Below are 19,676 nucleotides of genomic sequence, written 5' to 3' on the forward strand. Positions count from 1 at the left end.
GATGGTTTTATAAATTTATATAATGGGAGGTTGAAGAATGGGAGAGGCTGCGAAGATAAAAACTGTTTGCGGCTACTGCGGCACTGGCTGCGGGCTTGTTCTTGATGTACAGGACAATCGAATTGTCAAAATCCGGGGGGATAAGGATGCACCTGTCAACAAGGGACAAACCTGTGTAAAAGGTTCATTTGCCTATGAGTATGTCCACGCAAAAAGCCGGCTAACGTCACCGCTAATCCGCAAGGCTGGGGAGCTTGTGGAAGCGACATGGGAAGAGGCTTACGAATTTATCGCAGAAAACTTAAAAAAGATCAAATCAAACTTTGGCCCGGATGCCATCACGATGTTTGCTACGGCCAGAAGCACAAATGAAGTAAACTATGTGACGCAAAAGTTCATGCGTACGGTCATTGGAAGCAATAATATCGACGGATGCAACCGAACATGACACGCACCAAGTGTTGCCGGTCTGGCAACTGTGTTTGGCAGCGGGTTTCCTACAAACTCGCTGGAGGACTTTGAACAGGCTGAAGTGCTGCTTTTAATGGGTTCTAATACAACAGAAGCCCATCCAATCATTGCTAATCGCATAAAAAAAGCAGTGAAAAACGGTTTGAAAATCATTGTTATTGATCCAAGAAAAATTGATATGGTCAAGCGTGCCCATCGGCATTTGCAAATCCGTGTGGGAACAGATATTGCCTTAATGAACGCGCTAATTCATGTCATAATCAATGAAGAGCTATACCATCCAGCTTTTATTAATGAATGTACAGCTGGTTTTGATACATTAAAGGAACAGGTAAAAATGTACACACCTGAATATGCAGAAAAAATATGCGGGGTTTCGGCTCAAGCAATAGCTGATACAGCAAGGGAATACGCGAATGCAGGCAAAGCCATGATTGCCTATACACTGGGCATTACTGAGCATCACTGCGGTGTAAATAATGTATTTGATATTGCGAATCTTGCATTGCTCACTGGTCATATTGGGAAAGAAGGCAGCGGCATTATGCCATTGCGAGGTCAGAATAATGTTCAGGGTGCCGGAGATATGGGGTGCTTGCCGAACCAGCTGCCGGGAGGTGTCAGCATAACTAATGCTGAATACCGGGGCCGTTTCGAAAAAGCCTGGAACATTGACATCAACCCAATTGCCGGAGATACGCAGACAAGGGCGTTTGAAAGAATGGAATCCGGAAAAGTGAAAGCGCTTTATTGTATCGGAGAAAACCCGCTGATGGCAGATGTTCATTTAAATCACACAAAAAAACTGCTCGAAAAGCTTGATTTATTAGTTGTCCAGGATATTTTTCTCACAGAGACGGCAAAGCTGGCAGATGTTGTTTTGCCAGCGAGGTCATGGGGAGAAGTGGAAGGGACATACACAAACACAGACCGCAGAATTCAGCGTGTCAGGAAAGCAGTTAATGCCCATTATCAAACAAAGGACGACTGGGAAATTCTTTGCGAGCTTGCAACTCGGATGGGTTATCCCATGAACTATTCAAGCAGTGAAGAAATATGGGATGAACTTCGGACACTTGCATGGGAAATGTATGGGGGCATGTCATATGAAAGACTTGATAAGTTCTACAGCCTGCAGTACCCATGTCCAGAAGAATCCCATCCTGGAACTGCCATTCTTCATACTAGATTTCACGAAGAAAAAATGGAGAATATCAGACAATCGATGTTTGTGCCAGTAGACTACACAGATCCGATTGAAATGCCGGATGAGGAGTATCCTTATACATTGACGACCGGGAGGCGGCTAGAATCTTATAATACCCATACACAAACCCGTTACTATGCTGCTGGGGTAAAATTAAAGCAGACGGAAGAAAGTGCTGATATCCATCCAGATGATGCGGGGAAATTAGGAATTGAAACCGGCGATCTAATAGAAGTCAGCTCTAGACGGGGCAGTGTTCAAGTGAAGGCAAAGGTAACTGAACAGGTAGCACCAGGATTGATCTTTATGAGCTTCCACTTTAGCGAGGTGCCGACAAACGTGCTGACAATCAATGAATTTGACCCAATTTCCGGCACAGCCGAATTTAAAGCATGTGCAGTAAATATTAAACGGCTGAGCCGATGATAAAAAGGGAAGGTGACAAAATAGTCATCTTCCTTTTAATTTTTTACAGATTAAACCTCATTATGGATATATTTCTAATTTGATTGGAGCGGAAAATTAGAAAAGTGTAGGCGACTGTTCAACTTCGACAGACGTTGGAGAGCCAGCCTTGCAAATCCTGGTTTTGGATTTGTAGGGATGGATCGAAACGGCCGAGAAGTTAGGAGCCGCAGCTGGACAAATCAACGGCCAAATTTAACAGAGCAATAAAAAAATTACCAAAAAACCTCTTCCATTTTTTATACGCTTATAATATAATTCTATCTGTATTAACTGTACTATGTATCGTAGTACACTACATACAGTTAGGAGTGTCACAGTATGTTTGAGCTGGATGTGAGAAGCCGTAAGCCCATATATGAACAATTAGTCGAGCGGCTTAAAGAGCTGATAATAACAGAAATACTAAAACCAGATGAACAGCTGCCATCCGTGAGAACACTGGCTCAACAGCTGACAATCAATCCAAATACGATTCAAAAAGCTTATCGGGAGCTAGAGAATCAAGGATACATATATTCGATTAAAGGAAAAGGGAGCTATGTCAGTCCAGCAAGTCCTAAACCGAATCAGGAAAAGCTTAAACAGGTCAAGGATGAGCTTATCAAATTGATCTCTGAAGCGATGTATTTGGGAATGACGGCAGACGATCTATACCACATTATTAAGGATTTAGAAGCTTCTATTGGAGGAGGGGATGAAAAATGATCAAAATCAGTCATGTGCGTAAATCATTTGAGGACTTTGAGGCAGTAGAAAACGTAAGCATTGAGGTTAATAGAGGGTCTATTTATGGGCTGCTCGGATCGAACGGTGCTGGTAAAACGACATTGCTCAAGCTGCTGGCAGGGATTTATATACAGGATGAAGGGTCAATTTTGATTGACGAGCAGAACGTGTATGAAAATCCGGATATCAAAAATAGAGTTTTCTTTATCCAGGATATTCCTTTTTTTATTCCCCAATACTCTATTAAGCAGATGGCACAATTCTATGAAAATATCTATGCACATTGGGATAATGATCGTTTTGTAGAGCTTGCTGCTTCATTTGATTTAGATATACATAAGAAGATTCATAAATTCTCTAAAGGAATCCAAAGGCAGGCTGCCTTTGTTCTTGGCCTTTCTGCACATCCAGAAGTATTCATTCTAGATGAGCCGTTAGATGGGCTTGATCCGGTGATGAGGAAAAAAATCAAGGGCCTTATTATAGAAGATGTTGCCGAAAGAGAAATGACGGTTTTAATTTCCTCTCATAATCTTAGGGAAGTCGAGGATCTATGCGATCATATTGGCATTATGCATAAAGGCAAAATGATGATTGAAAAGGAACTGGATGATTTGAAATCAGATACACATAAAATTCAGCTGGCCTTTAAAGGGCCGATTCCTGAAACAATCTATCATCATATGAAGGTTCTTCATAAAGAAATACGGGGAAGTATAATGCTTTTGATTGCCAAAGGTAATGAAACGGTGATTACTAGACAAATAGAAAAGCATGAGCCAATCATATTCGATATCCTGCCGCTAACACTAGAAGAAATCTTTATTTATGAAATGGGGGATGTTGGCTATGCGGTCGAAAATATCCTTGGTTAACAAAGAAATAGGGAAAACAATCACAAGGAGCGCAGGCTGGGTATCCATTATTTATTTTCTCGGTCTGTTTATTACAGTGCCTTTGGAAATGATAATGACCCTATCTTCAGAACAATATCGAAAATATGTCCAAATTAAAAGTCTTTTTGATTTTAACGCGGAGATTCAAACCATTTTAGGACTGGCCATACCAGTGATTTCAGCTGTATTTGTTTTCCGCTTCCTGCAGGTGCGGTCTTACAGTGATTTTATCCATAGCCTGCCGATAAAAAGGGAAAGAATATTTTATCATTTCAGTTTATCAGGCTGTATGCTGCTTATTTTTCCGGTGGTGCTTAATGGTTTAATTATTTTCCTGCTCTACCAGCCTCTGGGCTTAGCAGATTTCTTTGCGGCCACAGCCATCTGGAAATGGATGGGAACAATAATTCTATTTAATCTGCTAATCTATATGGCTGGCGTATTTATCGGAATGCTGACAGGTCTGTCGGCCGTGCAGGCGGTTCTTGCCTATATTGTCTTGCTGCTCCCTGCTGGTTTGCTGATTTTGCTAGCTTTTAATTTGCCTTTTTACCTTTATGGTTTTCCCGATGAATATGTGACAGCGGGCGGGTTGGAATCTTTTTCTCCTTTAGTAGCCTTATCTTTCTTAAATCAAAGGATGATTACCCAGGCTGAAATATATATTTATATTGTGCTTACAATTCTATTATTCCCAGCTTCTTTATTGGTTTATAAACATAGAAAGCTGGAAGCAGTCTCGCAGGCACTCATTTTTCCGTTCTTGAAGCCTATCTTCAAATATGGTGTAACTTTTTGTTTTATGCTTTTTGGAGGTTTGTATTTAGGAAGAATGGAAACAGACCTGGTTTGGGTGTATGCAGGCTATCTTTTTGGCGCACTGTTAGGTTATTTTATTGCAGAAATGGTGCTGCAAAAGTCGTGGAGAATTGTTATTCATGTAAAAGGCTTACTTATATATGCATGTTTAATGGCATTGCTGGTCGTGCTCTTCCAATTTGACTTTTTGCGCTACGAAAATAATATCCCAATGGCCAGAGAAGTTGAAGCGGTTCATTTTAGTGATGGTTATTATCGCTATATGGACACAGAAGAAAAGCCATTTTATCTGAAGGAGCCAGAAAATATTGATCTAGTAACAATGCTGCATCATGATATTGTTAAAAATAAAACGGTAACAGAAAAAAGTGGGAAAGATCAAGCATTTTTCGTTTATGAATTAAAGAACGGCAAAAGGCTAGTGCGGCACTACCAAATCGAGAAAGCAAAGTTTTCCCAGTACTACAAGATGATCTACGAATCTGCTGAATATAAGAGAGTGTCTAATCAAATCTTTCAAATTAATGCTGAACAAATTGAAAAGATTACGATCCATCCTAGCGGACCTGCTAATAAAAAGGCGGTTATTATCAACCAATCTGATATACAGGATGCCGTGAAAGTCTTAAGAAATGAGATTAACCAGGCTTCATATGAGGAGATGGTTGACCGCCGGGAACCGAACGCCTATATCGAATTCAGAACAGGCTCAGAAGAAAATATGATTCATATGGAGTGGCCTGTAACCTATATGAAATTTGAAGAATGGCTTGAAGAAAAAGGTCTGCTTAATGATGCAAAGATTCATCCATCCGATGTTTCCGTTGCTTATATTGTCAGACAGGACCTGCTAAGCTCAAATTTATCACAGGGATTTTCCTATGAGGATTTATTTGAGGAAATGAAGAAGAATGTGAATGCACTTAAAGTAACAGATAAGGAAAAATTGAAAGAGTGCCTTGAAAATGATCTAGGATATTTCGATGAAAAGTATGTTATTGCCTATCAATACATGGATGGTTCAACTGATATTAAAAGCTTTGATGAAGAGTATGTTCCTGATTTTGCCAAAACATACTTTCAAAAATGATCATACGAGAGGAGGGGAAAGAGTGTGGATACCTGTTCGAAGGATATGAGAAAAATATGCGAAACATATAATAATCGCTTATTCCGTGTGGCCTATTGTATAACAAGGGACCATTACTTAGCCCAGGATGTTGTTCAGGAAACGTTCATCAAGGCCTACTTGAAAATGGATATGGTGGAAGATGAGGAGAAGCTTGGGGCATGGCTGAGTGCGATTGCGACAAGAACAGCAATTGATTTTATCAGGAAAGAAAAGAAAATAAACGAGCGGAGTGCCATGCTTGCTGATATTGAAAATACTGCAATAAAGATGGATCAAAATGTTGAACAGGAAGTAGAGATGAATCTGCTGAACGAAAAAATCGGGGACTTCATTGGCACTCTCTCCTCTGACCAAAAAAAGGTGTTTCTTCTCAAAATTAAGCATGGTTTAAAGGAGAAAGAAATTGCCGAACAGTTAAAAATAAATCAAAATACGGTAAAAACAAGGATATACCGTGTAAGAAAGCAGCTGAAGGAAGCTTTTGTGGAACAAGGATTAGCTTAATAAATGGATGGCCCTTCCAATAGTGGAGGGGCCTTTTTTTATTCAAGTAGGAACTCTATGACTATTTTAAAGGTATTTGATTCTGCGCTGGGAATATAATGTACAAAAGTTTGAATTAGGAAAGGATGCTTGCCTTGTTAGAAGGAGTGCGTATAATTGATTTCACGAATTATCTGCCTGGACCCTATGCGACAATGAGATTAGCGGACATGGGGGCAGAAGTCATTAAGATTGAATCTGTTAAAGGAGATCCGGCGAGAGAATTAGGGGTAAAAGTGAATGGAACGGGCACACTATTTCTTGCCTACAATCGCAAGAAGAAAAGTGTGGTCTTAAATCTAAAGGAAAAAGAGGGACGGGAAACTGCTGAACGATTAATCGCGTCTGCGGATGCGGTCATTGAAAGCTTTCGTCCAGGTGTCATGAAAAGGCTCGGTCTTGATTATGCTAGCGTTGTTAAGTATAAAGAGGATCTTGTCTACTGTTCCATTACAGGGTTTGGCGAATCTGGCTCCTTAAGCCGACTTGGAAGCCATGATTTGAATTACATGGGTATGAGCGGTATTCTTGCCCAAATAAAGGATTCTGCTGGAAAGCCAGTCCATCCAACCTTTCAATTTGCTGACTACATTGGCGGACTAGCAGCAAACGAAGCTGTTCTGGCAGGACTTATTTCTAAATGGAGGACAGGAATAGGGAGTTATCAGTGCATCTCGATACCTGAAGTGATGGTTTCCATGATGGGGAGCCACATGTTAATTAAAGGTGAAACTGGGGCTCCAGATGGCCTGAGCGAATTAAATGGCAGGTGTGTATGTTATGCTATTTATGAAACAAAAGATCAGCGGTATATCACCCTTGGTGCTCTTGAAAAAGGGTTCTGGAGAAATTTTTGTGAGGCGGTGGACCGGAAAGAATGGATCGATCAGCAGTTTTCAATAACAGAGAAAAACAACAAGATTTACAAGCAAATAAATGAACTATTTAAAAGCCGCACATTTAATCAGTGGATAGAATTCAGCCAAAAAGTCGACTGCTGCATGGCCCCTGTCTTAGAACCAGATGAGCTTGCTGATTATCCTTTTTACAAGGAGAGAGGATTGATTAATAAAAAGTGCAATGGAGAAATTCAAGTAAAAATAGCAGGAAGCGGTGCGAGTGAAATTCGAGAAGTACCGTTTTTAGGCGAACACACAAAAGAAATCTTGAAATAAGAAAAATGAAAGGGTACTATAAATTATGCATCTTATTCTTTGATATAAATAGGAGAGAGTTTCTTGCGAATAGCTAAAATGATTCCTAATGGGTTTACATTGGGAAATTTGTATTGTGGTTTTTTATCTATTGGTTTTGCTGCGAATGGTGAATATAAAAATGCAGCGATACTAATTTTAATCGGTATGATGCTTGATAGCATGGATGGCAGATTAGCAAGGATGCTGAATGTGGACAGTTCCCTAGGGAAAGAACTGGACTCCCTTGCCGATATTGTTACGTTTGGGGTTGCACCGTCGTTTTTAGTTTACTATACATATTTTTTTCAATTCGGCCTGTTAGGATTAGGGATTGCAGGCTTGTTCCCGCTATTTGGCGCATTCAGGCTAGCTAGGTTTAACATCAGCACTAATAAAACATCTTTGCATTATTTTGTTGGTGTACCAATTACGGCAGCCGGGGGAATCCTGGCGATTTTGACGCTTTTTGGTGATAAGATTCCACACCTTTTTACAAGTGTTGTTTTTACCGCATTATGTTTTCTAATGGTAAGCAAAATTAGAATTCCGAGTTTAAAAGAAGTACCACTTCCAAAATACGGTACAATTGTGACGATTTTTTTAGGCTGTTTGGTTTATCTTATTTATGTAAAAGGAACAAAGGGACAGTTTCCGTATTTAATTTATATAGCAGCCCCGCTTTATGTTGCTTATTTGGCATACCGATTTGTAAAGAAAAGCAAAAGAGAGTAGACGACAAAGCTCGCACTCTCTTTTTTTATATTTAAATAATAAAAATTCCTCGAGTTACACGGAAAACAATGGATGTTCCCCTATACTCTCTTGTGATTTCTCTATATTGAAATAACAACAAATTAAACGAAGTGACAAAATTCGAAAAAACAGAAAATTAGGTTATTGACTAATATCAATATTCGTATTAGTCTTATTAATATATTTTTATGACTGTATACCGTATACCGTCGACGAAGAGGTGTATATTCAAAAATGATTAAGAGAAGAAATACGCTGCTTGATCAGGTATATGAGTATTTACGAGACCAAATCATCTCAGGAGGGATTGAGCCAGGTCAAAGATTAATAGAAGAAAAGATAGCAGAAGAACTTGGGGTAAGCCGAAGTCCAGTCCGGGAAGCTATCCGCCGCTTAGAAAAAGATGGACTTGTTTCTGTTCAGCCTTTAGGCGGGGTTACTGTTTTCAATCCTACTATACAAGACTATCAGTACCTATTTGAATGCCGGTTTCACCTCGAACCATTAGCGGCAAAATACGCTGCCCAGAGGAGAACACAGCAGCAAATTGAAGATATGGAAATTATTTTACATAAAACAGCAATGGGGCTAAATGATCATGATCGGAAGATGATACATGAACTAAATCAAAGCTTTCATCAAATTATTGTAGAAGCATCGAGTAATCCTTTTTTAATCAAGATGATTACTGAATTAAGAGGGGTTATAAGCTTTTACAGGAGCAGCATTTTAGAAATTGATCCGCTGCGCAAGGATACAGTAGTCAGGGACCATTACGATATTTTTCAAGCGGTGAAGGAAAACGATACAAAAAAGGCAGAAAAAAGTATGAAAAAGCATCTTGAAGCAGATTATCAGCTATACCTAAAGACCATTCAAACATGAGAGGAGGATGCAGACATGACAAAGAAAATGCCGCTGGATGGAGTCAGAATATTGGAATTAGGCAATCTAGTCGCGGCGCCGTTTGCAGGTAAAATATTTGCTGAATTTGGTGCTGAGGTTATAAAGGTGGAAGAACCTAAAAATGGCGACCCGCTGAGGAAGTGGCGAGTTATGCATGGTGAAAATTCCGTTTGGTGGTATATCCAGTCCAGAAATAAAAAGTCTATTACGATTAATTTGCGTGATGAGGACGGCCAGGAAATTGTCAAAAAGCTTGCTAACGAAGTGGATGTAGTATTGGAAAACTTTCGTCCTGGAACATTGGAAAAATGGGGAATTGGCTATGAGCATTTAAAAGCAATCAACCCAAGCCTGATTATGACAAGAATTTCTGGATATGGACAAACTGGACCATACAGTCAAAAGCCTGGATTTGGCAGTGTTGCAGAAGCTTATGCAGGATTACGCTATCTAACGGGATATCCTGACAGGCCTCCAGTAAGGGTAGGGATTGCGATAGGTGATATCATCGCAGGCTTGTACGCTGTTATCGGAACCATCATGGCGATTAGAGCCCGTGATCATGACCCAGACAGAAAAGGTCAATTGATTGATGTTGCTTTATACGAGGCAGTCTTCAGTCTCATGGAGGGAATTCTTCCTGAATATGATTTGAAAGGCATCATCCGTGAAAGAACAGGAAGTACTTTGCCGGGGATTGCACCCTCTAACACCTATGTATGCGGGGATGGGAAATACCTAGTCATTGGAGCGAACGGAGACAGCATTTTTAAACGGCTGATGAGAGCAATCGGCCGAGAGGATTTAGCCAATGATCCCAAGCTGTCTGATAATCAAGGGCGTGCTGATCACTCAGACCTTATCGATGAAGTGATTGAAAGCTGGACCAAACAGCGTACATTAAAAGAAGCTCAAAAGCTATTAGATGAAGCTGCTGTTCCAGTTGGACCAATTTACAGTATTGAAGACATAGTTGAGGATGAGCAATACAAGGCTAGGGGCATGCTGGAACCTGTTGTTTTGCCGGATGGCAAGGAGGTCTTATCGCCGGGCATTGTTCCTAAACTATCAGAAACACCTGGCCAGCTGAAATGGGTTGGTCCTTCATTAGGCGAACATAATGAGGAAATTTATGAAAAGCTTATAAAAATGGCGCCAGAAAAAATAGCTGCCTTAAAAGATACAGGCATTATCTGAAGAAATGTCGAAAGATTTCTATATTTCTATTAGTCTTGCTGCTTTTAGCAGCATCTAATATATAAAAATTACACTTCACAAGAGTGAACCAACAATTTAAGGGGGATTAAAATGAAGAAAATAACAAGCAGCTTTTTAGCCATTATTCTTTTAATGGGCATATTAGCAGCATGCGGAGGCGGACAAGCTGCCAAGGAACCTGCAGAGCCTGCATCCACAAATGAAGGAAGTTCTGATCAAGCTAGCAGTGATGAATACGAAGAGGCAACGATCCGCTTAGCATACAATTTACCTCAAGACCACCATATCTCTATTGGTATTGAAGAATTTGCTAAACAAGTAACAGAAAAATCAGGCGGCAAAGTTAAAGTTCAAGTGTATCCGGCTGGCCAGCTTTTAAGCGATAAAGAAATGAACCAGTCTATTTTAACAGGCGGAGTAGAAATGGGTGTGAACTCTTCTACACTATGGGCGTCAACTGTCCCTGCAATGGGTATTTTTGACGTACCATATGTTTTTCCAAACTATGAAGTAACTGGACAAGCCCTTGCTGGTGAAATGGGTAATAAGTTAAAGACGGCAATGGAAGAAAAAGGTGCCAAAGTATTAATGTTTGCAGACTATGGTTATGTTCAATTCGCTAACAACAAAAGACCTCTAAAATCACCAGCTGATTTCGAAGGTTTAAAGATTAGAAGTATCGGTGATATCCCATCAGAATTGATTAAGGCTTATGGCGCCTCCCCTGTATTTATGGGCGGCGGAGAAGTTTACATGGCTTTACAGCGTGATACCGTTGATGGTGCAACTTCAGGTACTACAGCGATGCTTCAAAGAAAATATAATGAAGTGGTTAAATATTTAACGGTTAATAACTATGCATACCTTGAATTTTTATTAGCAGTGAACAAGCCATTCTGGGATAATCTTCCTGAGAAAACTCAAAAGCTTATTGAAGAAACGGCTGCTGAAACTGAAACTTGGATTCGTCAAAAAGCTGAGGAAGAAGATGCTAGAACAGCTAAAGAACTAGAAAAATTAGGAATGGAAGTTTACTATGTTCCTGAAGAAGAGCTTGGAGAATGGAAAGAAGCTGCAGCCCCTGTATACGATGTATACCTTAAACAAGCAGGAGATCTTGGCAAAGAGCTTCTTGATATCGCAGAAAGTATGAATAAGTAATAGATAAATGACCAATCACCTGGCGGGGGCCTCTTCCCACCAGGTGATTCACTACATAATGAGATGGACTACATAGAGTGGAGGCAAACATGAGTTTTCTTAAATTATTATATAGAAGTGTTGATAAAGTCATTAGTTTTGGGGGCATCATTTCCGGTATTTTCGTTTTAATTGCAACGGGTATGACTTTTTATGAAGTTGTTTCACGTTCATTCTTTAATAAACCGACGATTTTTGCAACCGAACTATCCATTTATGCGGTTATTGGCAGCTGTTTTATTGGTGCGGGATATGCTTTAAGAACATTTTCACATATTACAGTTGACCTTTTGACCAATGCTGTTCCGCCAAGGGTACAAAATGTTTTATCTATTATTTCAAATTTATTAGGTTTGCTATTTAGTGTGATTTTTACTTGGTATGGCATTCATCATGTGCAAGGAACCTATGCTTTGGGTATTACCTCATCTTCCTTATTAAGGGTTCCAATGTATTTGCCTGAGCTGCTTCTTCCGATAGGCGGTTTGGTATTATCACTTGCCTTCGTCCTGCAAATCATTGATTGCTTTAGCAAGAAAGGGGAGACACAATCATGAATCTATTCTTTCTCGGCGGTATGGGTACTCTCCTCTTAATTGGTTTGCCTGTTGCCTTTACACTTGGATTATTGTGTATTGGAGGAATGTATTTTTTTAATGGCGGAACTATTGCATTTAACCAAATACCAATTATATCCTATAAAGCGCTAGATTCTTTTGAGTTGACGGCTTTGCCGATGTATGTCTTAATGAGTCAGATATTGCTCGTTTGCGGTGTCGGAAAAGACCTTTATGAAATGGCTAGTAAATGGTTTAGGCATTTGCCTGGCGGACTTGCGATTGGAACCATTTTCTGCTGCGCAATTTTTGCTGCTATATCTGGATCTAGTGTCGCGACTGCCATAACTGTTGGTTCTGTTGCTATTCCAGAAATGGTTAAACGCGGCTATCCTAAAAAATATGTACTTGGACTTGTTGCTGCTGGCGGTACCCTTGGAATCCTTATCCCTCCAAGTGTTCCAATGATCATTTATGGAAATATCACTGGTGAATCTGTCGGTAAACTATTTATCGCAGGTATTGTTCCAGGTGTTTTGCTGACATTAATATTTATGGTGTTTGCTTCATGGCAAGCGAGACATATAAAAGATAAGCCAGCCACTTGGGCTGAAAGAATGGAAGCTTCAAAGAAAGCTGTTTGGGGATTAATTTTGCCAGTGATTGTCATTGGCGGTATTTATTCTGGTATTTTTACCCCTACAGAGGCGGCTGCGGTTGGGGTTGTCATCAGCTTTTTAATAGCTGGTTTGGCTTACCGAAATTTAACCCTGAAAAACTTGAAGGAAATCATCCTGTCAACTGTCCAAACAAATGCCATGATTCTATTTATCATTGTTGGTGCAATGCTTCTTGGCTTTATCCTTACAGTTCTTAGAATTCCGCAAAACATCACTGAAGCGGTTACTACGTGGGATGTATCGCCATGGGTTATCTTTATCCTAATCAATATTGTTTTGCTAGTATTAGGATGTTTCTTGGAGACTGTTTCAATTATCGTTATTACTGTGCCAATATTGTATCCAATTATTACTGCACTTGGCTTCGATCCAATTTGGTTTGCAATTATCATGGTGATCAACATGGAATTAGCGCTGATTACACCGCCGGTTGGTCTGAATTTATTCGTCCTTAAAGGTGTAGACAAGACAAGCTCGATGTCGGAAATTGTCAAAGGGGTATATCCATATGCGATTATTATGGTCTTGCTTATCGCTTTGTTAGCGTTTTTCCCAGAAATTGTAACATTCATGACTAATACTGGAAACATTAAATAATTTCCGTAAGACAATGCCGGCAATCCTAATCTGGATGCCGGTTTTGTACTTTTTTAAGCTGGCATGGATTAAATTTCATCCAAGCTGCATAGTAATTGTATAGTCCTATATTTCTATTAATATTATTTATAATATCAAGAAGGAGAAAAGTCATACCCGAAGAATATATTTAATATTCAAAATATTATGTAATGTAACCGATTACATGAAAATTGGGAGGAGATATCTGGGTGGGGATTTTAGAAATAAAGGATATTACATTGCGTTTTGGCGGGGTTGTTGCCCTGGACAATGTTTCCTATGAGGTTCAGGAAGGAGAAATCTTTTCTTTGATTGGTCCAAACGGCGCTGGAAAAACAAGTATGCTAAATTGTATCAGCGGTTTATATCGTCCTGCTTCTGGATCAATTTCATTTAAAGGGGAAAATATTACCCATTTAAAGCCTCATAAAAGGGCAAGCCTGGGCATTGCAAGAGCCTTTCAAAATATTGAACTGTTTCCTCATCTTTCTGTTTTGGATAATCTTATGCTCGGCCGGCATGTGCGCATGAAAACAGGCGTCCTATCTGGCGGCATCTATTGGGGAAAAGCTCAAAAGGAAGAGGTTGAGCATCGCAGAAAGGTTGAATATGTGATTGATTTTTTAGAAATCGAGCATATTCGAGATTTGCCGGTAGGCACCTTATCTTACGGCCTGCAAAAAAGGGTAGAGGTAGGCAGAGCCCTTGCTCTAGAACCTGAGATCCTCTTATTAGATGAGCCGATGGCAGGTATGAATACGGAGGAAAAAGAGGACATGGCCCGCTATATCATTGACATACATGAAGAAATGAAAACAACAATAATTCTGATTGAACACGATATGGGTGTGGTGATGGATTTATCTGATCATATTGCTGTTCTTGATTTCGGCAAGCTTATTGGCTATGGCACACCAGGAGAAATTCAAAATAATCCAAAAGTTATCGAAGCCTATTTGGGTGAGGAGCATGCAGGATAAACAAAAAATCGAAACGCCTGCAGATAGAAGTGCTGGATTATTTAAAGGGAGGCTGACAATTGCATGTCCAACTCGAACCAAACCTTTCCTCAAAGCTTAATTGAGTGGGCAAATAGGGCTGGGTCAAATGTTGCTTTAAGGGAAAAGGATTTCGGCATATGGAACGAAATCACCTATCAGGAATATTTGCAGGAGGTGAAATTCCTTAGTCTTGGATTATCACAATTAGGATTTAAACGGGGAGATAAACTCGCTATTCTTGGTGATAATCGCCCGGAGTGGGTCATTTCAGAGCTTGCTGCGCAATCTCTTGGCGGGGTGTCAGTCGGGATCTACCAGGAATCCCTGCCAAACGAAATTGCCTTTATACTTGATCATTGTGATGCTTCGATCGTTGTTGTTGAAGACCAGGAACAGGTTGATAAGCTTTTTGAAATAAAGGATCAAATTGAAAAGGTGAAGAAAATTATTTATTACGATCCTCGAGGGATGAGGAATTACAAGCATGAGGATTTACTTTACTTTAAGGATGTACAGGAACTTGGAAAAACATTTGATAAAGAAGATGAGGGATATTTTTTACAGGAAGTCAATCAAGGAAATGAAAATGATATAGCAATTTTTTCCTATACATCAGGTACAACAGGCAATCCAAAAGGAACAATGCTCACATACAAAAACCTTCTAGATATGGCAAAAAATCTTTCTGCCATAGATCCGCTAACAGAAAAAGATGAATACGTTTCATTTTTACCCCTGGCATGGATTGGAGAACAAATGATGTCAATGGCAATGGGATTTTACAATGGGTTAACCATTAATTTCCCTGAAGAGCCTTCCACAGTCTTACAAGATTTAAGAGAAATCGGACCTCAAGTGATGTTTTCACCGCCGCGAATATATGAAGATATGCTTTCAAAATTTCAAGTGAAAATCCAAGATGCAGGCTGGCTGAAAAGGAAAATTTATCATCTTTGCAAACCAATTGGTGAAAAGGTTGCTAAAGCCCATTTTCAAAATCAGCCGGTCTCATTTGGTACAAGGATGATGTATAAGTTCGCCGATTATTTTATGTTCAGTGCAATCAGAGACCATTTAGGCCTTTTAAAGATGAAGCGAGCCTATACCGGTGGAGCGCCATTAGGCCCAGATGTGTTTGAGTTTTTCCATAGTATCGGCGTAAATGTCAAAAGCATTTATGGTCAGACGGAAGTGTCCGGTATTGCCATTGTTCATCGTGATGGAGATATTAAACTGGACAGTGTTGGGATACCTTTGCCTGGCACCGAGGTGGAAATTTCTGATGAAGGAGAAATTCTCATTAAAAGCACAAGTACCTGTCTTGGTTATTACAAAAATGAAAAGTCTACCAGCGAAACGATTGTTAATGGCTGGCTGCGCACTGGTGATGCTGGTTCATTAGATGAAAAGGGGCATTTGTATGTTATAGACCGGATTAAGGATGTGATCCGCCTCGATTCGGGAGAAATGTTCTCCCCGCAATTTATAGAAAATAAGCTTAAGTTCAGTTCGTACATTCAAGAAGCGGTTGCTATTGGAAAAAATCGTCCATATGTCGTTGCCATGATCAATATTGATATGGAAAATGTCGGACGGTGGGCAGAGAAAAACCAAATAAGCTACACCACCTACACCGACCTTTCCTCAAAGCCGGAGGTATTGATGCTGATTCAAAAGCAGGTGAACGAAATTAATCAGACGCTTCCAGAAAAAGCACGTGTGAAGAAATTCGTCCTTCTTTATAAAGAACTTGATGCAGATGATGAGGAGCTGACAAGAACGAAAAAGGTCCGCAGGCAATTTGTGGCCAAAAAGTACGAGGATCTTATTGATGGATTGTATACAGAAGAAGAGCGGATCAATGTCGAAGGTAAAATTCGGTATCGCGATGGCAAGGAACAAACGATCCGCACGACACTTCAGGTGATCTTTATGGATGAAGGAGAGGGAGCTGCTTAATGGCGTTTTTTTTGCAAATGCTTGTCACTGGCATTGTGGTTGGAAGTGTATATGCCTTAGTTGCATTAGGGTTTGTGCTGATTTATAAATCCAGTGATGCCATCAACTTTGCCCAAGGTGAGTTCCTGCTTGTCGGGACCTATGTCTGTCTTACCTTAATAACTGCTTACAATATTCCTTTCATCGCAGCGCTTTTCATTGCCTTATTATTTAGTGCAGTGCTTGGCTTTGTCATTGAGAGAATTGTGTTAAGACCATTTATTGGTGAGCCGGTCATATCCATGATTATGGCAACGATTGGATTATCTAGCGTATTAGCTGGAATAGTTCATATTATTTGGGGACACGAAACACGTGTATTTCCGAAGATCTTTTCAGAAGCGCCTGTGCGTTTAGGTGAGGTCGTTGTGGCCCCGGTTTACTTATGGTCATTGTTGATTGTCGTGATTATGCTTGTGATCTTTACAGTCTTTTTCAAGTATTCAAAGCTTGGCATTGCTATGCGGGCGACAGCAGATGATCAGCAGGCTGCACTGTCAATGGGGATAAGCGTTAAAGCGATTTTTGCCGTTGCTTGGGCAATTGCTGCTGTTGTTTCAGCGGTCGGCGGGATATTGCTTGGAAATATAAACGGGGTTAATGCTTCCTTATCAGCTATTGGACTAAAGGTGCTTCCTGTTGCGATTTTAGGGGGATTGGACAGTATTCCAGGTGCCATCTTAGGCGGTTTAATCATCGGAGTAATTGAAAGCATGACAGGCGGTTATTTGGACCCGTTAGTCGGAGGAGGTTTAAAGGAAGTCATGCCGTTTGTTATCCTGGTGTTCATTTTAATGTTTAAGCCTTACGGTCTGTTCGGCAAAAAAGAAATTGAAAGGGTGTAATCGGATGAGAAATCCATTCGTCATGGACTGCGGGGAATTCCATGTCAATTATAAACAAGATATGGCCATATGGAAAATTACCCGTGTCAGAATGCGAGTTCTTATTTTGCTCGCATTGCTTGCAATCTTTCCGCTCGTTGCTTCCGATTACATCATTGGGCTTGCAACACTTTGTGGAATCGCTGCTATCGGTGCCATCGGGCTAAATATTTTAACAGGATTTACCGGGCAAATTTCAATTGGGGTTGGAGCCTTCCTGGGTGTCGGCGGCTATACTTCAGCAATCCTTACTGCAAAGCTGGGACTAAGCTTTTGGATTGCGATGCCTATTGCAGGACTTATTACAGCTATTGTAGGCGGATTATTCGGTTTGCCGTCTTTAAGACTAAAAGGTCTTTATTTGGCAATTGCTACTCTTGCTGCACAAGTGATCATCCTATTTGTCATTTCCCGCTGGGATTCGCTTACAGGCGGTACGGCAGGGATGGTACTTTCTCGGCCGGAAGTAGGCGGATTTGTTTTTTATAGCGAGCGAAGCTATTTCTATTTGATGTTTGTCATTTTAATAATCACAACGCTATTTTCCTTAAACCTATTTCGCTCAAGGGTCGGCCGGGCCTTTATCGCTGTCAGGGACCGTGATATTGCAGCAGAAGTAATAGGCATTGATTTATTTAAATATAAGGTACTTGCTTTTATTGTCAGCTCGTTCTTTGTCGGGATTGCCGGTGCATTGCTTGGCCACTATACGATGATTGTCAGTCCAGAGCTTTATAGCATTACTGTATCTATTGAATACTTGGCGATTATTCTTGTTGGCGGTCTCGGCAGTGTATTTGGCTCCATCTATGGCGCTGTGTTTATCACCCTTCTTCCCGTATTTCTCCGATCTGGTGTCGAGTTCCTAAGCGGGTATTTTCCAGGCTTATCCGAGTTATTTGCGGGGATGAAAGAAGTGATATTCGGTCTCGTCATTATTTTATTCCTCATCTATGAACCTCAAGGCTTAGCGAAAATTTGGAAAAATATTAAAGACTATTTTAGGCTTTGGCCATTTTCGTATTGAAAAAATAGTTTAATACCTTGGTAATGTTGAAAGTAATGCATGTCATTATTTTCAATAATTAATATTAATTTTTCAAATATAAGGGGGAGAAAAATGAAAAAGATTTGGGCCAGTTTCGCAGCGTTATTGTTAGTAATTGGTGTGCTCGCGGCATGCTCTGGAGGCAGTCAATCTTCTGGACAGCAGGAAAACTCAGGTACAAGCGGGTCTTCTGGTGAAAAAGAAAGCACTGGTGACAGTGAATCCGGCGGTGAGGCAAAAGGGACGATAAAAATTGGCGGAATCTTTGATCTTACCGGAGGTACAGGGGATGTTGGGACACCATATGCAGAAGGAGCAGAAGCATTTTTCGAATTCATTAAGGATGAGCAAATTAATGGTTACAATGTGGAGTTAATTGGCGATGACTATGCATATAAGATTCCAGAAGCACAAAAAATGTATCAAAAACTGAAATCAAAGGATAAAGTTGCTGCGATTCTTGGATGGGGAACAGGGGATACAGAAGCACTGCGTCAGCAAATTGCTGCTGATAAACTCCCATATATTTCCGCGTCCTACTCGGAGAACTTAAAAAACATTGAAGAAAGCCCATATAATTTCTTAGCAGCAGCCTCTTATTCTGACCAGGCAAGATCGGTTATTAAATGGATCAAGGAAAATCATACGGGCGGAACACCAACTTTAGCATTTCTCTATAATGATACAGCGTTTGGTAAATCGCCAATTGAAGACGCAAAAGAATTTGCAGCAGAAATGGGTGTTGAAGTAGTCGATGAACAAGTGGTAGATTTACAGGCACTGGATGCCACATCACAATTGTTAAACATGGAGAAGAAAAATCCTGACTATGCGATTATTCAGCAGACATGGGGTGCGACAGCTACGATCTTAAAGGATGCGAAGAAGCTTGGCATTGATACGCAATTTATCGGTTTGAACTGGGCTGCAGGTGAAGGCTTGCTTCCAGTTGCTGGTGATGCGGCAGAAGGCTTTATCGGTGTCATCACGCATGCATTCCCATATGAGGATCTGCCTGGATTGGAAGAAATCAAAACGTATTTAGATGGCAAAGGAAAAACATTAGAAGATATTGACCAGAAGTTTGTTCAAGGCTGGGTATCTGCCAAGATTATGATTGAAGCGATGAAGCTTGCTGACGATCCGACTTCAGGAGAGGGAATCCGCGGGGGAATTGAAAAATTAAGCAATCTAGACCTGGGCGGACTGGCAGCACCGGTTACATTCTCTGCTGATAATCATGCAGGAACGAATCAAATTCGCTTAGCTAAAGTAGAAAATGGAAAGTTTGCAGTATTTACAGATTATATTGGCTATTAATCGGTGAGGGGCGTTCGTTGCTGACGCCCCTTTTT

The 19,676-nt window shown here is 40.4% G+C and carries 17 protein-coding genes; all 17 read left to right on the forward strand.

Going from position 1 to position 19,676, the window contains the following annotated elements; genetic code table 11:
- Positions 1 to 37 precede the first annotated feature (37 nt).
- The 17 genes from fdhF to AC1Q59_RS05885 all read left to right on the forward strand — a co-directional run bounded on the left by fdhF (position 38) and on the right by AC1Q59_RS05885 (position 19,641).
- The gene (gene fdhF, locus AC1Q59_RS05805) at positions 38 to 2,104 is read left to right on the forward strand and encodes a formate dehydrogenase subunit alpha (protein ID WP_492364848.1); all 2,067 of its coding nucleotides are present in this window, start codon (positions 38 to 40) and stop codon (positions 2,102 to 2,104) included.
- A gap of 360 nt (positions 2,105 to 2,464) precedes the next feature.
- A complete protein-coding gene (locus tag AC1Q59_RS05810; protein ID WP_492364849.1) occupies positions 2,465 to 2,851 on the forward strand; it encodes a GntR family transcriptional regulator in 387 nt (128 codons plus the stop codon).
- Positions 2,848 to 3,747, forward strand: coding sequence for an ABC transporter ATP-binding protein (locus AC1Q59_RS05815; RefSeq protein ID WP_492364850.1), 900 nt, complete (start codon positions 2,848 to 2,850; stop codon positions 3,745 to 3,747). The genes AC1Q59_RS05810 and AC1Q59_RS05815 overlap by 4 nt, the downstream gene beginning before the upstream one ends.
- The gene (locus tag AC1Q59_RS05820) at positions 3,722 to 5,677 is read left to right on the forward strand and encodes a DUF6449 domain-containing protein (RefSeq protein ID WP_492364851.1); all 1,956 of its coding nucleotides are present in this window, start codon (positions 3,722 to 3,724) and stop codon (positions 5,675 to 5,677) included. Before AC1Q59_RS05815 ends, AC1Q59_RS05820 begins: the two co-directional genes overlap by 26 nt.
- A gap of 24 nt (positions 5,678 to 5,701) precedes the next feature.
- Positions 5,702 to 6,223, forward strand: a complete 522-nt coding sequence (locus AC1Q59_RS05825; RefSeq protein ID WP_492364852.1) for an RNA polymerase sigma factor — start codon at positions 5,702 to 5,704, stop codon at positions 6,221 to 6,223.
- Between the two features lie 125 nt (positions 6,224 to 6,348).
- Positions 6,349 to 7,437: a CaiB/BaiF CoA transferase family protein gene (locus tag AC1Q59_RS05830; RefSeq protein ID WP_492364853.1), complete on the forward strand. Its 1,089-nt coding sequence runs from the start codon at positions 6,349 to 6,351 to the stop codon at positions 7,435 to 7,437.
- Positions 7,438 to 7,500: 63 nt separating this feature from the next.
- On the forward strand, positions 7,501 to 8,190 hold the full coding sequence (gene pssA, locus AC1Q59_RS05835) for a CDP-diacylglycerol--serine O-phosphatidyltransferase (RefSeq protein WP_492364854.1): 690 nt from the start codon (positions 7,501 to 7,503) through the stop codon (positions 8,188 to 8,190).
- 255 nt (positions 8,191 to 8,445) lie between these two features.
- The gene (locus tag AC1Q59_RS05840) at positions 8,446 to 9,096 is read left to right on the forward strand and encodes a GntR family transcriptional regulator (protein ID WP_492364855.1); all 651 of its coding nucleotides are present in this window, start codon (positions 8,446 to 8,448) and stop codon (positions 9,094 to 9,096) included.
- 15 nt (positions 9,097 to 9,111) lie between these two features.
- Entirely contained in the window at positions 9,112 to 10,314 is a 1,203-nt protein-coding gene (locus AC1Q59_RS05845) for a CaiB/BaiF CoA transferase family protein (RefSeq protein ID WP_492364856.1), read from the forward strand.
- A gap of 105 nt (positions 10,315 to 10,419) precedes the next feature.
- Positions 10,420 to 11,496: a TRAP transporter substrate-binding protein gene (locus AC1Q59_RS05850; RefSeq protein ID WP_492364884.1), complete on the forward strand. Its 1,077-nt coding sequence runs from the start codon at positions 10,420 to 10,422 to the stop codon at positions 11,494 to 11,496.
- Between the two features lie 89 nt (positions 11,497 to 11,585).
- Complete coding sequence (locus tag AC1Q59_RS05855) at positions 11,586 to 12,092, forward strand: TRAP transporter small permease (protein WP_492364857.1); 507 nt, start codon at positions 11,586 to 11,588, stop codon at positions 12,090 to 12,092.
- Entirely contained in the window at positions 12,089 to 13,369 is a 1,281-nt protein-coding gene (locus tag AC1Q59_RS05860) for a TRAP transporter large permease (RefSeq protein WP_492364858.1), read from the forward strand. The genes AC1Q59_RS05855 and AC1Q59_RS05860 overlap by 4 nt, the downstream gene beginning before the upstream one ends.
- 230 nt (positions 13,370 to 13,599) lie before the next feature.
- Positions 13,600 to 14,370, forward strand: coding sequence for an ABC transporter ATP-binding protein (locus AC1Q59_RS05865; protein WP_492364859.1), 771 nt, complete (start codon positions 13,600 to 13,602; stop codon positions 14,368 to 14,370).
- Positions 14,371 to 14,433: 63 nt separating this feature from the next.
- The gene (locus tag AC1Q59_RS05870; protein WP_492364860.1) at positions 14,434 to 16,350 is read left to right on the forward strand and encodes an AMP-binding protein; all 1,917 of its coding nucleotides are present in this window, start codon (positions 14,434 to 14,436) and stop codon (positions 16,348 to 16,350) included.
- Positions 16,350 to 17,234: a branched-chain amino acid ABC transporter permease gene (locus AC1Q59_RS05875; RefSeq protein ID WP_492364861.1), complete on the forward strand. Its 885-nt coding sequence runs from the start codon at positions 16,350 to 16,352 to the stop codon at positions 17,232 to 17,234. The genes AC1Q59_RS05870 and AC1Q59_RS05875 overlap by 1 nt, the downstream gene beginning before the upstream one ends.
- 4 nt (positions 17,235 to 17,238) lie before the next feature.
- The gene (locus AC1Q59_RS05880; protein WP_492364862.1) at positions 17,239 to 18,300 is read left to right on the forward strand and encodes a branched-chain amino acid ABC transporter permease; all 1,062 of its coding nucleotides are present in this window, start codon (positions 17,239 to 17,241) and stop codon (positions 18,298 to 18,300) included.
- 93 nt (positions 18,301 to 18,393) lie between these two features.
- Positions 18,394 to 19,641: an ABC transporter substrate-binding protein gene (locus tag AC1Q59_RS05885; RefSeq protein ID WP_492364863.1), complete on the forward strand. Its 1,248-nt coding sequence runs from the start codon at positions 18,394 to 18,396 to the stop codon at positions 19,639 to 19,641.
- Positions 19,642 to 19,676: the final 35 nt, after the last annotated feature.

It is taken from the genome of Cytobacillus sp. MT66, assembly GCF_058792595.1.

Coding starts and splice junctions, on each gene's coding strand:
- AC1Q59_RS05810 (WP_492364849.1), top strand. CDS start 2,465: ATGTTTGAGCTGGATGTGAGAAGCCGTAAGCCCATATATGAACAATTA.
- AC1Q59_RS05815 (WP_492364850.1), top strand. CDS start 2,848: ATGATCAAAATCAGTCATGTGCGTAAATCATTTGAGGACTTTGAGGCA.
- AC1Q59_RS05820 (WP_492364851.1), top strand. CDS start 3,722: ATGCGGTCGAAAATATCCTTGGTTAACAAAGAAATAGGGAAAACAATC.
- AC1Q59_RS05830 (WP_492364853.1), top strand. CDS start 6,349: ATGCTTGCCTTGTTAGAAGGAGTGCGTATAATTGATTTCACGAATTAT.
- AC1Q59_RS05840 (WP_492364855.1), top strand. CDS start 8,446: ATGATTAAGAGAAGAAATACGCTGCTTGATCAGGTATATGAGTATTTA.
- AC1Q59_RS05845 (WP_492364856.1), top strand. CDS start 9,112: ATGACAAAGAAAATGCCGCTGGATGGAGTCAGAATATTGGAATTAGGC.
- AC1Q59_RS05855 (WP_492364857.1), top strand. CDS start 11,586: ATGAGTTTTCTTAAATTATTATATAGAAGTGTTGATAAAGTCATTAGT.
- AC1Q59_RS05860 (WP_492364858.1), top strand. CDS start 12,089: ATGAATCTATTCTTTCTCGGCGGTATGGGTACTCTCCTCTTAATTGGT.
- AC1Q59_RS05870 (WP_492364860.1), top strand. CDS start 14,434: ATGTCCAACTCGAACCAAACCTTTCCTCAAAGCTTAATTGAGTGGGCA.
- AC1Q59_RS05875 (WP_492364861.1), top strand. CDS start 16,350: ATGGCGTTTTTTTTGCAAATGCTTGTCACTGGCATTGTGGTTGGAAGT.
- AC1Q59_RS05880 (WP_492364862.1), top strand. CDS start 17,239: ATGAGAAATCCATTCGTCATGGACTGCGGGGAATTCCATGTCAATTAT.
- AC1Q59_RS05885 (WP_492364863.1), top strand. CDS start 18,394: ATGAAAAAGATTTGGGCCAGTTTCGCAGCGTTATTGTTAGTAATTGGT.